14 protein-coding genes and 2 pseudogenes are annotated in these 16,087 nt (G+C 43.9%); 10 read left to right on the top strand and 6 right to left on the bottom strand.

All coding sequences use genetic code 11. The features are described 5' to 3' along the window. Positions 1-104, top strand: a pseudogene (locus tag B0H50_RS03760) (transposase); the annotation flags it as partial. Between the two features lie 235 nt (positions 105-339). Here the strand turns inward: B0H50_RS03760 and B0H50_RS03755 are convergent. The 5 genes from B0H50_RS03755 to B0H50_RS03735 all read right to left on the bottom strand — a co-directional run bounded on the left by B0H50_RS03755 (position 340) and on the right by B0H50_RS03735 (position 2,732). After that, complete coding sequence (locus B0H50_RS03755; RefSeq protein ID WP_199219606.1) at positions 340-612, bottom strand: hypothetical protein; 273 nt, start codon at positions 610-612, stop codon at positions 340-342. 252 nt (positions 613-864) lie between these two features. After that, positions 865-1,197, bottom strand: coding sequence for a hypothetical protein (locus B0H50_RS03750; protein ID WP_109587268.1), 333 nt, complete (start codon positions 1,195-1,197; stop codon positions 865-867). A gap of 8 nt (positions 1,198-1,205) precedes the next feature. Then, a complete protein-coding gene (locus tag B0H50_RS03745; protein ID WP_109587267.1) occupies positions 1,206-1,673 on the bottom strand; it encodes an EndoU domain-containing protein in 468 nt (155 codons plus the stop codon). Positions 1,674-1,884: 211 nt separating this feature from the next. Continuing rightward, the gene (locus tag B0H50_RS03740) at positions 1,885-2,412 is read right to left on the bottom strand and encodes an ImmA/IrrE family metallo-endopeptidase (protein ID WP_109587266.1); all 528 of its coding nucleotides are present in this window, start codon (positions 2,410-2,412) and stop codon (positions 1,885-1,887) included. Next, the gene (locus tag B0H50_RS03735) at positions 2,412-2,732 is read right to left on the bottom strand and encodes an XRE family transcriptional regulator (RefSeq protein WP_233244493.1); all 321 of its coding nucleotides are present in this window, start codon (positions 2,730-2,732) and stop codon (positions 2,412-2,414) included. Before B0H50_RS03735 ends, B0H50_RS03740 begins: the two co-directional genes overlap by 1 nt. A gap of 209 nt (positions 2,733-2,941) precedes the next feature. Between B0H50_RS03735 and B0H50_RS03730 the strand changes: the two are divergent. The 5 genes and pseudogenes from B0H50_RS03730 to B0H50_RS03710 all read left to right on the top strand — a co-directional run. Further along, a pseudogene (locus tag B0H50_RS03730) lies at positions 2,942-3,220 on the top strand (N-acetyltransferase family protein); the annotation flags it as partial. Positions 3,221-3,534: 314 nt separating this feature from the next. Next, positions 3,535-4,515, top strand: a complete 981-nt coding sequence (locus B0H50_RS03725) for an ABC transporter permease (RefSeq protein ID WP_199191857.1) — start codon at positions 3,535-3,537, stop codon at positions 4,513-4,515. 9 nt (positions 4,516-4,524) lie between these two features. Continuing rightward, the gene (locus B0H50_RS03720; RefSeq protein ID WP_106197904.1) at positions 4,525-5,319 is read left to right on the top strand and encodes an ABC transporter ATP-binding protein; all 795 of its coding nucleotides are present in this window, start codon (positions 4,525-4,527) and stop codon (positions 5,317-5,319) included. A 15-nt stretch (positions 5,320-5,334) separates the two neighbouring features. After that, positions 5,335-6,678, top strand: a complete 1,344-nt coding sequence (locus tag B0H50_RS03715) for an aminotransferase class III-fold pyridoxal phosphate-dependent enzyme (protein WP_106197903.1) — start codon at positions 5,335-5,337, stop codon at positions 6,676-6,678. Positions 6,679-6,686: 8 nt separating this feature from the next. Beyond that, positions 6,687-7,991, top strand: coding sequence for an O-acetylhomoserine aminocarboxypropyltransferase/cysteine synthase family protein (locus B0H50_RS03710; protein ID WP_109587263.1), 1,305 nt, complete (start codon positions 6,687-6,689; stop codon positions 7,989-7,991). 100 nt (positions 7,992-8,091) lie between these two features. Here B0H50_RS03710 and B0H50_RS03705 read toward each other — a convergent pair whose 3' ends face one another. Then, positions 8,092-8,754 (bottom strand): DNA alkylation repair protein, encoded by a 663-nt coding sequence (locus B0H50_RS03705; protein WP_106197901.1) that lies wholly within the window; start codon positions 8,752-8,754, stop codon positions 8,092-8,094. Between the two features lie 114 nt (positions 8,755-8,868). Between B0H50_RS03705 and B0H50_RS03700 the strand changes: the two genes are divergently transcribed. From B0H50_RS03700 to secD, 4 genes are all read left to right on the top strand, one after another. Continuing rightward, positions 8,869-9,768, top strand: a complete 900-nt coding sequence (locus B0H50_RS03700; protein ID WP_106197900.1) for a hypothetical protein — start codon at positions 8,869-8,871, stop codon at positions 9,766-9,768. A 133-nt stretch (positions 9,769-9,901) separates the two neighbouring features. Next, a complete protein-coding gene (locus tag B0H50_RS03695) occupies positions 9,902-11,872 on the top strand; it encodes a 4-alpha-glucanotransferase (RefSeq protein WP_109587262.1) in 1,971 nt (656 codons plus the stop codon). A gap of 10 nt (positions 11,873-11,882) precedes the next feature. Beyond that, positions 11,883-13,316 carry a glycoside hydrolase family 13 protein gene (locus B0H50_RS03690; RefSeq protein WP_106197898.1) on the top strand — a complete coding sequence of 478 codons (1,434 nt, stop codon included), beginning with the start codon at positions 11,883-11,885 and terminating at the stop codon, positions 13,314-13,316. Positions 13,317-13,415: 99 nt separating this feature from the next. Beyond that, a complete protein-coding gene (gene secD, locus B0H50_RS03685; RefSeq protein ID WP_106197897.1) occupies positions 13,416-16,010 on the top strand; it encodes a protein translocase subunit SecD in 2,595 nt (864 codons plus the stop codon). Positions 16,011-16,087: the final 77 nt, after the last annotated feature.

Genomic DNA, 16,087 nt, shown 5'->3' with positions numbered 1-16,087 from the left:
TGAAAAATCGCGGAGTGGAAGACATTCTCATCGCTTGTGTAGACGGACTTTCAGGCTTTCCGGACGCAATAGAATCCGTGTTTCCAAAGACCAATTCCAAAATGAATTTTCTCCGCCCCCAAACGGAAACACAAAAACTTTAATTGGATGATTTTTCAAACAAGGAATGACAATTTTATCATTTCTTATTATATTTGAATTGCTTCAAAAGGAGAAATTTGAAGTTGTCGCAAAGACAAAATCGAGTTGAAAAAACAACGCTTTGATTTTGCTTTTCGCTTCTTCAATTTTGAAATTTCAAAGCTCTTTTTTTAGCTAACAAAAACTAAATGACACAGTTTATTTGACAGAACCGTGCTTTTCTTTGTGGTTTGGAATATTTCCAACGCGAACTCCATTTGAATATATTTTTACGATGTTATACTCTATTCCGTATTTTTGGAGCAACTCTAATCCTTTTTGACTATGTCCACCAGCAGCAAGTCGTAATTTTATTGCAGACTTCTGCGGTTTGGTAAATCTGCCTTCTGATGCATGAACCAATGCAAATTGACTCATTGTTCTGGCGCTTCCTTTCGTATTCATATAGCGCCCCGGTTTACTTGTTCCCATGTGAATCCTCCTCAAAAGTAGAAGGTACACAAAGGCTTAATCTGTCAACGATTTGTCTTGATATAAAAATCCTTTCGTCGTTTTACGACGATCAAAATGTTTGAACATCAAGACAAATCAGTTAGTCGTTAACTAAAATCTGCTGATGTTTTTTACTAATTGACTGTATTCGCTGTACAGTTCTTGTTTAAACTCTAAAATGGATGATAATTTTAGTTAGATTCCTCCTTTTGTAATTTTGCGATTTTTGATTTAATCTAAGGATAAATCGGCATACTTTATATCGACTGCGATAGATTGCTTTACATCTTCAGGCATCTTTTCGTAAATTCGATGAAGCGCTGCGACGAATTCTTTTGAGTTTGTTTTTTGAACGATGTCTTCAAAAATTTCACTCGTCCAATTGATTTCGTCGGGACTGCAAACATTTTCAAGAAAATCAATCGTTTCATTGATATCTTTTGTCAGCATGTCTATCAATTTATTCCAGCACATTTCGATGCCGTAGTCCCAATTATCATCAGTTTCGACTGCGATTCTTTTGCGTTCTGCAATGATTGCTTTGTATTCTTTAACATCAATCATTTTAATCCTCAAGGTTGAAATTTGTCAGGAAAAGCTGTTGCGATTTGTCCGTTCGTTTTCATAACCCCCACACGAACACCTTTATATGTTCCGAATATAGTTAATCCGTCTGGGGCATTGCGGTTTCTGTATAATCGAGCAACATGTTCTGCCGCTCGCTTAATCTTCTTTTCATTCCAAGATGATGGAAACCATGTTTGGCTTATACCTAATCGCTTACGTTTTGCTTGATGATTAGGAATATTTCCTACACGAACTCCATTAGGATAGGTTTTTACAATGTTATACTTTATTCCATATTTTTCAAGCAACTCTAATCCTTTTTGACTATGTCCACCAGCAGCAAGTCGTAATTTTATTGCAGACTTCTGCGGTTTGGTAAATCTACCTTCTGATGCATGAATCAGTGCAAATTGACTCATCGTTTGGGCGCTTCCTTTTGTATTCATATAGCGCCCCGGTTTACTTGTTCCCATGTGAATCCTCCTCAAAAGTAGAAGGTACACAACGCCTTAATTTGTCAAAGAATTGTCTTGACATAAAATACCTTTGTCGTTTTACGACAATAAAATGTTTGAACATCAAGACAGATCAGTTAGTCGTTAACTAAAATCTGCTGATGCAGTTTCTTAATAGCCTGTATTCGCTGTACAGGACTTGTTTAAATTTTAAAATGGGTGGTGTTTTTTAGTTAGAACCCTCCTTTTGTAATTTCGCAATTCTTGTTTGGGCAGCTCTAAATGTTACTCCGCAAACAGCAGAAATCTGCTTATATTCCATACCTTTGATAAGGTCTAAATCCATTAAAAATTCTGCAGCAAAAGTGTCTGCCTGCCATTCGGGGTCTTCAAATGCGCGAAGCCTTTCTCCTGGTGCAAGCCTACATAAAGCAACACGGGTTGGATCATGTAAAATAAAATGTCCGATTTCATGCATGATTGTAAAACGAGCTCTGCCGTCCCCTTGACAAGCATTGATGTAAACATCTTCTCTTATTTTTATACAATGAAGCCCAGTGAAGGTTATGCCTTCTTCAGCCATTTTTGATTTAGGAACAATTTCCCATTCCACTTCATCGAATAGTTTGTTTAAAACCCATTCAAACAGTTCACAAACTGGAATATTATGGCAATTTTCAAGGCCACATTTTTTGCGGATTAATTTGACAATTTGTCTAATATCTTTTATAGATAAAGCTGTTGCTTTGAAATTCACTAATTTTTCTCCTTATCTAAAATTCTTAAAATTTTATGGATGTCTTGATCGGGAATTGTTTCCAATTTACGAGCAAAAGCGATTGCTAAATTTCTTTGGTTTTCCCGTAAATTTTCTAAGCCAATTTCGACTTCATTGTTTGAATCATAAAAAGCTTCTTTCATCTTTGCGACTTGAGCGTCATTAAGCTTGTATAACTTTTTGATTTTTGATAACCAATTTTCGGGAATTTTACGCTTTCCATTTTCTACGCTGGAAAGAAAAGCTGGGGACACTTCAAGCTTGCATGCCATGTTAAGTAGCAGTTCGCCTAAATCCATTCTAAGATTCCGTAAAAATTTGCCAAAAGATGATACCATAATGTGTCTCCTGTTTGGAATTCAATGGAAATATAATCAATTTAGCATTGAATGTCAATCTAAAAAGTTTATAAATTTACTTAAATGGTTAATTTTGATTTGTTTTTAAATCGATATTTCTTTTGACGATTGAAAGAATGTTCTAAAGCTGTAGATTTTTACAAGAAAATTCCCGCCGAAAAGGAATTGGAAAATCGCTCTATTTATCGTTAGAAAATTCTCTTCGGAAAATGGGAATTCTCAATATGAATGCGTGCATCGCGGTTTCTGAAAAAGAAGATTCGCATTTGACCAATGACAGCAAATATTTTCACGAAAAAATGGGATTTACTCTTGTTGGCACATTTCACAAAAGCGGCTATAAATTTCACACGTGGTATGATATGATTTGGATGGAAAAATTAATCGGCGAACATCGAGAAGCGAAGCCGGTGAAATTTGGGGAATGAAATGCGAAGACTATTCAAAATGGAATTAAAGAAAGCCGCCCGAAAGGGCGGCTTTTTGAATTTTCCCTCACCTCGTAATATTTCCTGTAATGCTGATACACAGCCCCCTTATTTGCTATAACAAATTTTTATAACATGGCATAAAAAGATAGTATTGGACAAGATGAATTTTCGCGTCTATATTTTGCGCGTCAAAAGAAAGAACTGAAACTTTAACAGAAATTTGAAGACGAAATTTTTTGAAGTTACAAGTGCGCTTGTAACGTTAGGAATTTTTTGCCTAAAAATTTTTTGAAACTGGACGGAGTTGGATTGTGAAAAGTTTTGTGCTGAGTATTCTTGGATTTTTGATTGCGATTTTGGTAAACGCCTTTGTGCCGCAAGTTGCCCAAGGCGTGAATTTGAAATCGTATGATTACTTTGGATTTTTGATTAACGATAACGATGCGTATCGATTTGTTTTGGCGTTGATTATCGTGTATTATGCGGTGGCGACGATTGTTTTATATGTGAGAAAAGTTCCGCGTTATAAAATTCAAAAGTTTAATTCGCATGCGCAGTTTCGTTTTGCGTTGGGAATTTTTCTTGCGCTCTGGGATTTGTTGGGAACGAAATTTTTGATTTTGCCGCAGCCGTTTTTCCCGGGCCCCGCGGTGATTCTCGATGCGTTCTTAGGCGATGGCGCTTTTGTTTTGCAAAATACGCTGTATTCGATTCGGCTTTTCTTTGCGGGATTTTTAAGCGGTGTTCTTTTGGGAATTCTCACGGGAGTTTTGATTGGATGGTTTCCGAAATTTCGTTATTGGGTAAATCCGATTTTAAATGTGAGCGGGGTAATTCCTGCGGTTGCGTGGATGCCTTTTGCTTTGACGCTTTTTCCGACTTCGTTTTTGGCGGCGACATTTTTGATTGCGATTTGCGCTTGGTTTCCGGTTGCGACGATGACAGCCGAAGGCGTTCTTTCGACGCCGAAAGCGAAATTTGAACTCGCCAAAACTTTTGGAGCCAATTCATTTTTCCAAATTTTTCATGTGGCGATTCCACATGCGATGCCGCAAATTTTTACAGGCATTACAACGGCTAGCGCATTTTCGTTTACGACTCTTGTGATGGCCGAAATGATGGGGCAGCCGGGCGGACTTGGCTACTACATTAACACGTCAAAAGTTTGGAGTGCTTACTACAAAGTTTTTGCTGCAATTCTCGTGATGGCAATTTTATTCGGCGCGATTTTGAAAGTGGTTTCTGCGATTCAAAATTATGTGCTGCGTTATCAAAAAGGAATCGTTCGCTAGGAGTTTTTCATGAATGAAATTTTAGATGAAGTTTTATCCATTCGCCAAGTGAACCGTTCTTTTGAAAACGAAAAAACGGGTGAACAAAAATTGATTTTGAAAGACATCAATTTGAATGTTCATCGCGGCGAATTTATTTCGATTCTCGGTGCATCGGGCTGCGGAAAGACAACGCTTTTGCGTTTAATAGCAGGGCTTGATGCGGTGCAAAGCGGAGAAATTTTACTCGACGGAAAATCGGTAAAAGGAACGGATTCGAAGCGCGGTTATGTTTTTCAACAAGGCTGCTTATTTGAATGGCTCACCGTCGAAGAAAATATTGCGCTCGGTTTGAAAGTGCGAAAAGTCTTTAAGGAAAACGCCAATCGGGTGCAAGAATTTATTGAAAAAATTGGACTCGTCGGTTTTGAAAAAAATTATCCGCATCAAATCAGCGGCGGCATGGCGCAGCGCGTAGCGATTGCGCGGGCGTTAATCAACGACCCCGAAGTTTTGCTTCTCGATGAACCGATGGGCGCTCTTGATTCGTTTACGCGTGCCGAAATTCAAGACTTGCTTTTGAATTTGAAACAAAAGAATAACACGACGATGATTCTTGTCACTCACGATATTGACGAGGCAATTTATTTGTCAAATCGCATTGTGATTATGACACCGCGCCCAGGGCGCATAAGCGAAGTTTTAACAATTGATGAAACTTTCCCGCGCAACCGCGGAAGTGAAGAATTCTTAAAACTGCGCAAGAAAATTTTAGAACGCTTTAATCTGGCAAGAGTAAAGCCTAACCCCGAATATTTTATTTAACCAAGGAGATAAAACATGACACAGACAAATTCTATTAACGATTACGAATCGGCTCGCAAATACAATCTGTTTTCCTTTGCGAATGCTCCGCATAAAGATTACAAACCTTTTCACATCGATCATGCAAATGGCATTTACGTTTACGATGAAAAGGGAAAAGAATACATCGATGTTTCTTCGCAGCTGGTGAATGTGAACATCGGATTTAACAACAAAAATATTATCGCTGCAATTCAAAAGCAGGCAGAACGTTTGGCTTATATTGCGCCGCGCCACGCCTTTGATGAAGCGGGCGAACTTTCGAAGCTTTTGATTGAAGAAATCGCTCCGAAGAATATGGGCAAAGTGCTTTTCACTTTGGGTGGTTCCGAAGCGAATGAATTTGCAATTCGATTTGCCAAAGCATTTACCGGCCGCGATAAAATTTTATCGAAGTATGAATCGTATCACGGAAGCTCTTATGGAGCAAGCAGTTTAACGGGCGAAAGCGATCGCGCAAGTCTTTTCCCGACGATTCCTGGATTTATCAAATTCCCGGCGCCGCATCTTTACGGCTACGACATTAAATTCAAAACTGAAGAAGAAGCGACGAAGCATTTCTTGGCTCGCACCGAATATCAAATTCAGCAAGAAGGTCCCGATACCATCGCAGCCCTTTTCATTGAATCGGTCACGGGAAGTAACGGCGTCTATTTGTATCCGAAGGGATATTTGAAAGGCCTTCGCGAAATTACGAAGAAGTATGGCATCTTGCTTGTCTGCGATGAAGTGATGAGCGGATTCTTGCGCAGCGGCGATTGGTTTGCCTGCCAGCGCGAAGATGTTGAACCTGATATCATCACGTTTGCAAAAGGCGTAAACAGTGCGTATGCGCCTCTCGGCGGCGTCTTGGTGAGTAAAGAAATCGGCGAATATTATGCGCAGAATTCTTTTACGGCGGGACTTACTTATAACACGCATCCGCTCGGCGTTGCTGCAGCACTTGCTTGCATTAAGGAATACAAACGCTTAAATGTCAAAGAACACGTGCTCGAACTTGAACCTTATTTAAAGCAGAAACTTGCAGAACTCAAAGCAAAGCATAAATCTGTGGGCGATGTGCGTTCGATTGGACTTTTCGGTGCGATTGAATTTAGCTACAGCAAAGATCATAAAGACGTCATTCGCAAAAACAAAAACGGCGAAGCTTTCCTCGGCAATTTGATTCCGGATTTGCGCAATAAGTACGGGCTTTTGACGATGGGCGGAGGCTCCACGATTCTCGTCGCGCCGCCGTTAATTATTACGAAAGAACAAATCGACGAAATCTTTGTGCGCTTGGACAAAGCGATTTCTGAATTTGCCGATGACTTAGTCTAGGAGGCTCGATGAGTTATTCATTTGATACATTAAAACTTCATGCGGGCTATGATCCCAAAGATCATAATCACGCGGTCTCGGTGCCGATTTATCAGACGACAGCTTACACGCTTGAAACGGTGAAGCGCTCCGATGATTTGTTTTATTTCGATTCTTCGGATGCTTTATACACGCGACTTTCGAATCCGACTTCGGATGCGTTAGAAGCGCGTTTGATTGCGCTACACAAAGGGGCAACGGGTGCGGTTTCGCTCGCTTCGGGAATGGCTGCGGTGACTTACGCTTTGCTCAATGTGACTGCGGGCTCGGGCCGCATTTTGGCGACGGCGCGTTCGTATGGCGGTTCGGTCGATAGCTTGGAACAAGTCTTTTCCGAATTCGGTGTGAAATACGATTTGGTCGAAGACCCTGACGATGTTTCTTCTTTTGAAAAATCTATTCGAGAAGATACGAAGGTGATTTTCATCGAAAGTATTTCAAATCCGAATGCGACGATTTTAGACATCGAAGAAATTGCGCGGGTTGCCCACAAGCACAACATTCCTTTGATTGTCGACAACACGATTGCAACGCCTTACTTGTTAAATCCATTTGACTTTGGCGCAGACGTTGTGGTGTATTCGGCGACGAAAGGTTTAAGCGGACACGGAAATGTCGTCGCAGGCGCAATTGTGGAAAATAACAAGTTCGATTGGAACAACGGAAAGTTTCCGCAGTTTTCAGGGAAGCCGTATTTCTTGCGTTCGCAACAGCAAAAGTTGCGCTCGTATCAAGAAGTTTTCCCCGAAACTCCTTTCACAGGCCGCATCCGTTCCATTTATTTGAATTATTTGGGTGCGTGCATTGCTCCATTCAGCGCATACTTAGTGATTCTTGGAATTGAAACTCTTTCCGAACGCATCGCAAAGCAAGTTTCGAACGCCGAAAAAATTGTCGAATTTTTGGAAACGCGTCCCGAAGTTTTGTGGGTGAAACATCCGCATGCAAAAGGGAGCCGCTACGCTGCTTTGGCAAAAAAATATTTTCCGAAGGGAGCGGGCGCGATTTTAAGTTTTGGCTTAAAAGGCGACGCGAACACCAGACGAAAATTTTTGGAAGCGGTGAAAGTGTTTAGTTTGCAAGCAAATATCGGCGATGCAAAATCTTTAATCATCAATCCTTCGGTCACAACGCATATCGAATTAAATCCGAAGCTCCAAAAAGCTGCAGATATTTTACCCGAAACGATTCGGTTATCCGTCGGCTTAGAAGATGCAAACGATTTAATCGAAGACTTGAAGCAAAGCTTTGACGTTGCGTTTCATGAGAAATGATAAGTTAGGCGGGACCTGCGGACATTTCTCATTTCGAACTTCTCATTAAAAAAAGAGTTTCCTTCGGAAACTCTTTTTTTTCAAGTTGAAATGGAAAAAGTTAAATATTGCGTAAGACTTCTTGCGAAGTTTGCGGTGCAAGTTCTGTGTTCATCACAAAGTGACGGACTTCATTTGGGTTGATGCGAGCATATTCCGAAAGCGCGCGTCCGATACTAGTGCGGATGTAATCGTTTTCGTCTTTTGCGCAGTGTAAACAGCACGACTTGAGCAAATTCCAGTCGGTGTGATCGCGGTATTGTAATTGGAACAAAATCACGCTGCGGCGTACCCAAATGTTGGGATCGCGGATCCATGTCGCAATTTTTTGACGAATGGGCGGGATTCTCCACGCGAGATTTCCGAGAATGCTCGTCGAAATCGTGTCAACGGTATCTTTCCATGGACGCGTCTTGATGAGCATCTTCAAAAAGTTGAGATGTTGCGCACCGAGAAGATTTTTGTGCTTAAAAAGGTAATCACAAGCGGCGTATTGCACTTCGCGATACGGCTGAGCCCACATATCCGTGACTCTTGCGGCAAGTTCGTCGCCGTCTTTGGGCGGGTTCTTGTCGAAGATTGGGTAAGTGGCTTCGCGACGCTTAATGACTTTTACTCCTAAGAAATCGAAGGAATCGCGCATGCTTTTAGACATAATGCGAGCTTCTTCTTCATTGGCTTGTGCCCGAAGGGCTAAAATGATATCTTGTGTAAATCGAAGCATTGCCTAAAAAATACAACACATTTCAAATAATTTCTAGACCTTGACAAATAGTTTTTTTAAATTAAATCATGTTCAGATGTCTAAAAATACCGTTTTTTTGCATTTTTACATCCCATGACAGATAAAATATCACAAGAAGATCTTCCAATTGTTGAAGTTCCTGCAGAATTGCGAGGACTTTCCGACGACGAAATTTTAGCGTTACATCCCGTTGACGAAGAAAAACGGGATCGTTTCCGCCCTTCTAAGAAAGAACGCGAAGCGAAAAAACTTGCCAAAGAGCAAGAACGCATCCGCAAAATTGCAGAACAGTACGAAAAACGGAATTCTTTTAACCGTTCTTCGCGCCCGATGCCGAAAATGTCGGACTATGAAAATCGTTTTATGAACGATAATGGTGCGCATTATTCGTCGTCTCCGCGCCGTTTTGATCAAAATTTTTCGTCCGAAACGCCTTTCCGGTCGCAAAATTCGTATCAGCGTTCTGTTCCGCCACCGAAAAAGCCGCTTTTTGTGCCGAGTCAAATCAAAAAAATGGCTTCGGCACCGAATCCGGTGATGGAAAGTAAGCCCGCTTCGGCTCTTCCGCCGCGTCAAAGTTCGGGTCGCGTTCTCGTCGGTTCTTTTGGTAGCGCAAAATTCGGCGCTACACAGACAGAAATTATTTCCGAAGCGGATTTGGCGAAGAAACGCGCCGAAGAAGAAGCGAAGCGTCAGCAAGAAATTGTCCGAAAACACTTGGCAGAAGCAGCGTTGGCAGCGCAAAAAGCAGCTCTCGCAGCGGCCGCCGCAAGCGGCGTTCAACCGGGCGAAGCGATTGCCGAAAAGCCCGAACTCGATTTGTCCGCGCTTTTCAAACCGGGTTCTGCGTTAGCAGTTGCCGGGGCTGCAGCCGCAGCGGCAGGGGTGAGCCTTCGCCCGATGCAAATCGGTCCCGATGGAAAGCCAGTTCCGGTCAAGCGGAAACGGGGACGTCCACGGAAATATCCGCGTCCCGAAGACTTAATCGGTTAAAATTTGAAACGAAATGTTCCGCAGGAATTGAATTCTTGCGGAATTTTTTTGTGCAAATCCTGCGAAAAGTCTGGCTATTGATTTCACATTTTTTTAAGCATCATTTCGCTCTAAAATGATTTATCTTTGAGGTATGCGTTATGGTGAAATTTCGAGCTTTCAAAGCGGTGTCGCTGTCCCCGTTTTCTCTTTGCATTCTCAAGACAGCGTTGGTATCGGCGAATTTTTGGACTTGGTTCCGTTTGGCGCCTGGGCGAAAAAGTGCGGTTTAAGCATTATTCAAATTCTCCCGGTCAATGATACGGGTTTTGAATCATCGCCGTATAGTGCGCGAAGCGCGTTTGCGTTAAATCCCGCTTTTATTCGGCTGCAGATTATTCACGGAGCCGAAGATTTTGCAAAGGAAATTTCTGCGCTGCAGAAAAAGTTTGCCGCAGACCCGAAAGTGCATTATTCGGAAATTGCCCGCGAAAAGCGCACGATTTTGCGCAAAATTTTCGATGCGAATTATGCGATGCTCGAAAAAAATGTCGCGCTCACAAAATGGATTGAAGCGAATCCGTGGGTCAAGCCTTACGCTGTTTATGCGATGCTCAAAGAAAAAAATGGCGAATCGAGCTGGCGCAGTTGGAAAGAAGAACAAAATCCGACGGCGTTGCGTTTGAGCACACTTTTCCGCAAATCGCGGAAAGATGCACTTTTCCAATGTTGGATGCAGTTCGAAGCCGAAGGGCAATTCAAAATCGCATCGAATAAACTCACGGAAATGGGCGTGCGTTTGAAAGGCGATATTCCGATTCTCATCAACGAAGATAGCGCTGACGTTTGGTTTAATCGCCAATACTTTTCTCTCGACGATCGGGCGGGCGCACCTCCTGATATGTTCAGCTACAGCGGACAAAATTGGGGATTTCCGACTTACCGCTGGGATGTTATCGAAAGCGAAAATTTCAAATGGTGGAAGGATCGTTTAGCGCAAGCGAGTAAATTTTATCACGCTTACCGCATTGACCACGTCCTCGGATTTTTCCGCATTTGGGCAATTCCGCAGAACGAACGCACCGGCATTCTCGGGCATTTTTCGCCCGCGATTCCGCTCACTCTCGAAGCCCTTTCGGCAGCGGGATTTAAAAAAGAAACGGTGGAATATTTGCAGCGTCCGAATTATTCGAAGGATCAACTCCGCGGATTTTTGGGCGGCGAAACCGATCGCTGCATTGGTAAATTCTTTGAATTATTGCCGTATTCAAGCGACCGTTACGTTTTCAAAAAAGATTGCGATTGCGAAAGTGCGATCATCGATTCGGACGAAGAACAATCGGTGAAAGATGCGCTTTTGAAAGTGCAATGGAACCGCATTTTTGTGCCGGGAACTCCGGCGAATGCGTATTATCCGTTCTGGTATTGGTATAACGCTCCGGTTCTCGGAACTCTTCCTTCGAACGAGCAAAAGAAACTCAGCGATTTGTTGCACGCAAACGAAGCGGCTCAAGAAAATCTTTGGTACGCAAACGGCAAAAAATTGCTTTCGGTTTTGGCAAAAGAAACCGATATGGTCGTCTGCGCCGAAGACTTGGGCGCAGTTCCGCATTGCGTTCCGACCGTTCTCCGCGAATTGCAAATCAATTCGCTTCGCGTAGAACGTTGGGCAAGAAATTGGGACGCTCCGTATCAGCCGTATTACGAAGTTTCGGAATATCCGCGGCTTTCTGTTTCGACGACGAGCGTGCACGATACTTCGACTCTTCTCGGGCTTTGGCAAGAAGGCGACTTTGACAAGAATCTTTTCTGGAAGCATCATCTGTATTTCGAAGGCGATGCGCCGCAGGCATTAACGCCGGATTTGGTGAAGCTTTTAATCCGCAACATTTTCAAGTCGAATAGTCTTTTCTGCATTCCGCCGATTCAAGATTATTTAGCGCTCAGTTCGCGCTGGACGCCTGCGAATCCAAACGATGAACGGGTGAATACTCCGGGAACTGTGGGCCCGCAAAATTGGGCGTATAAAATGCCGTGTTCTCTCGAAGAACTCGCCGACAATTCTGCGCTTTCTGCGGAAATTTCGAATCTTACAAGCGAACGCACGAATCGCTCTCTGCGTTAAGTAGGTTTCCATGACAGATCATTCGCTTTGTCCGGACTGGGTCAAATCGGCGGTATTTTATCAAATTTTTCCCGAACGGTTTGCGCGTTCTCCCGCTTATGTTTCGGCGGGAACTTTCCGCAACTGGGGCGCTACTCCCGAAGTGAATGGATTTTGTGGAGGAAATCTCCGCGGCATCATTGAAAAGTTGGATTATATCCAAAATCTCGGAGCGAATGCACTTTATCTTTGCCCGATTTTTAAAAGTGCTGCAAATCATCGTTATCATACGATTGATTATTTGCAAATCGATCCGGTTTTAGGCACTCTCGCCGATTTTGATGAACTCGTTTCCGAGGTGCACAAGCGCGGCATGCGGATTATTTTGGATGGCGTTTTCAATCATTGTTCCCGCGGATTTTTTCCGTTTGTGAGCGCGATGGAAGAGGGCGAAGCTTCGCCGTTCAAAGGCTGGTTTCATTTTCATTCTTTTCCGGTGAAAGCGTATTCGGGAAAACCGAATTATGAATGTTGGTGGGGAATGCCTGCGCTTCCGAAATTCAATACCGAAAATTTGGAAGTCCGCGAATATTTGCTGCACGTCGCCGAATATTGGATTCGCCGCGGCATCGACGGCTGGCGTTTAGATGTTCCAAACGAAATTGACGACGATTCTTTTTGGCGAGAATTTCGCATTCGCGTCAAAAAGTTAAATCCCGAAGCGTATATCGTCGGCGAAATTTGGGAAGATCCGTCGCGGTGGCTTGCGGGCGATCAATTTGACGGCGTGATGAATTATCCCGTGCGAAGACTCGCACTGAATTTTCTTTTCCCCGAAGGCATGCAGTCCAAAGATGCGGCTTCAACCGGCGATACGACGGATTTGTTTACCGCGGGAATGGATTTGAATTCTTTCTGTCACGAATTGCAAGAATTGTTTGCGCGGAAACTTTTCGGCGTGCAAATGAATCTTTTTGGAAGCCACGATACGGCAAGGCTTCGGACTTTAGCGGGGAAAAATCCGGAACGTTCTCTGCTCGCTTGGGCATTACTTTTGTGCTTGCCGGATGCGATTTCGCTTTATTATGGCGATGAAATTGAAATGGAAGGTGGAAAAGATCCCGATAATCGTCGCTGTTTTCCGTGGCAGAATTTACCGCAAGGCGAAAATTCCGAAACATTCCGTTTAATGCAGACATTTTTGGCTTTCCGCAAACGCGAACCGGCGATGATTCAGGGAACATTAACGATTCGTCCCGAAGGACAAGGCATTTTACTTTGTCGTCAACTTGGGAAAACTTTCGTCGAATTGCGACTTGGCTTCCCAGGTGCTGTTCCTTTGCCGGGAATTGCTGCGCGGACAGAAATTGTCTATGAACGCGGAAAATCGCCGATAGAAGGCGTCGCGGGCTATTTTGTAGAAAAAGGCGGAATCGTTTTGACGAAGCGGACTTTGCAAGCGTAAATGGCACGCTTTTGGCTTATTTTCTTCGACGAAGAATTAAAAACTTTCTAATTTTGGTCGCATCTTTAGGTTTCTTATGCCTTTAAGGAAAATGTTCAGATGAAGAAAAAATTATTTGGTATGCGCGAGTTCATTATACTCGTAGTCATCCTTCTTGCTGCTTGGTCGATTATTCCGTCCATCCAAGTTCACTCAAAATCGGGTGATGCGAAGAAGGATTTTGTGAAGCAAAATCCGAAGGTTGCTGCAAAGGCAATGAACTTTGGGTTGGATCTTGCTGGCGGTACAAGCATTACGCTTCAAATCGATAGCAAAGGTCTCAAAGACGAAGACATTAAAGACATTCAGCAACAATCGCTGGAAATTGTCCGCAACCGTGTTGACCAGTTCGGTCTTTCTGAACCGCAGATTTCTCCGTCGGGCAATGACCGCATCAATGTTGAACTAGCGGGCGTGGACGATTCGACGGCGAAGGCTTTGGTCGGAAGCACCGCCAAGTTGGAATTTAAGATTCTCGCTGAACAAGAAAAGTTCGGACAAGTCGTTTCGCTCATCGATAATTATTTGCTCGGTCGCGGCGAAATCAAGGACAGTGCAAAGGTTGATTCGACGGTTGCCAAGACGGAAACCGCAAAAGCCGATACGCTTTCGGATGCAGAACTTTTCGCAGGTAACGCGAATAAAGTGGATACCGCTAAGGCTGATACGACTGCGGCTGCTGGTTCGGAAGAAGTCAATAAGGGAACCGCTCTCTCGGCTCTTTATATGTCGTTTGGAAACGGCGGTTTCGTTGCCCAAGAACAAATTGAAACGATTAAGCGCATCTTGAACGATCGCACCGTGCAAACTTTGATTCCGCACGATGTCGTCTTTGCTTGGGGCTCGGGCTTTGAAAAGCCGAATGGCACGCAGATTAAGGCAAAGCGTTTGTATTTGTTGAAGCGCCGCGCTGAAATGAGCGGTGAATATGTTTCCGATGCGCGTCCGTACCGCGTAAGCGATGGAACGAACTCGGGCGAAGTTGCAGTTAGCCTCAAATTTGCAGGAATTGGTCCGAAACGTTTTGGGGCAATTACCGCTGCCAATATCGGCAAGCAAATGGCGATTGTCCTCGACGATCAAGTGATCAGCGCTCCGGTGATTCGCGACCGCATTCCGAATGGTGAAGCGCAAATTACCGGCCTCGATGACATGGCGGAAGCAAACCGTCTCGCAGTCGTTCTTCGTTCGGGCGCTCTCAAGGCTCCGATGAATATTATCGAAAGCCGCACAATCGGTGCAACTCTCGGTGAAGACAATATCCGCAGCGGTTTTGGCTCGGCTTTGATCGGTCTTATTATTACCGTTATCTTTATGATTATGTACTACCGCTTTGGTGGTTTAATCGCAAGTGTCGGTCTTGTTTGCAACGCTTTGATTACCGCAGCAGTTCTCTCGGCATTTGGAGCTACATTAACTCTCCCGGGTATCGCAGGTATGGTGTTAACCGTCGGTATGTCTATCGACGCAAACGTGATTATCTTCGAACGTATTCGTGAAGAACTCCGCGCTGGCAACAAGGCTCGCGCAGCGATTGCGAAGGGTTATGAACGTGCATTCAGCGCAATTTTCGACTCGAACTTGACGACGTTCTTAACGGCTCTTATTCTTTATAAGATTGGTACTGGCTCGGTGAAGGGCTTCGGTTTAACTTTGATGATCGGTATTGCCGCTTCGATGTTTACCGCTCTTACCATTACGCGTGCGATTTTCGATATGAAACTCGCCAAGCAAGATACCAACACGATTTCTATTGGCGGTGGTGTTCCGGCTCTCAATAATGCACATCTCCCGATTACGAGCAAGTCGAAGATTTTCGTCGGACTCTCGGTCATTTGCGTTGTGATTGCTCTTGCACTCTCTATTTTCAAAGGCTTCAATTTCAGCATCGACTTTACCGGTGGTACTGTGTTCCGCGTGCAATATAACGATGACGTGGATCATATCAAGGACTTGAATGATGTACTTTCCAAGTTCAATGTGAAAAATGGAATGGTTCGCGTAGTCGGCGGAACCTCTTTGCAGAACACTTATGAAGTTGTGGTGAAGAGCGAACAAGGCGCTGACGTGATTAAGGCTATTGACTCGGACGAACGCGTGCAGATTTTGTCGAGAGACGAAGTCGGTGCGACGATCGGCGAAGAACTTCGCTTTAACGCACTTCTCTCGGTGCTTCTCGCTTGGCTCGCCATTTGCCTTTATGTGTGGTTCCGCTTTGGCAAACTCGGTCTTGGCTTCGGTCTTGGCGCAGTTCTCGGCCTGGTACACGATACGATGCTCACGATTGGCTTTGTTTCGCTTCTCGGTCTTTCGGTCGACGGCGCAATGGTCGCGGCATTCCTTACGATGATCGGTTACTCGGTGAACGATACGATTGTGAACTACGACCGCATTCGTGAAAATGTTCGTCTCCACGGTTCGGCCAATTTTGCAGAAACGGTGGACGCTTCGGTTTCGCAGTGCTTTAGCCGTACGGTGATTACTTCGGGCACGACATTCTTTGTTTGCGTGATTCTTGCTGTGATGGGCGGTTCTTCGATTCGCGACTTCGGTTTGGTGATGTCGTTCGGTACTCTCGTCGGAACTTACTCCTCGGTGTTTATCTGTTCACCGTTCGTCGTCTGGTTCCACAATCACGTGCGCCGTCTCGTGTAATTTTTACAAACATTTCTCATAAAAGACCTAGGCATTGTCCTCGGTCTTTTTTATTTTTGGGGTGCAAAAAAAATTGT

Source organism: Hallerella porci (genome assembly GCF_003148885.1).
In the GTDB taxonomy this organism is placed as follows: domain Bacteria; phylum Fibrobacterota; class Fibrobacteria; order Fibrobacterales; family Fibrobacteraceae; genus Hallerella; species Hallerella porci.
Note: the sequence above shows the minus strand (reverse complement) of the source record. Positions and strands in the feature narration are given on the sequence as shown.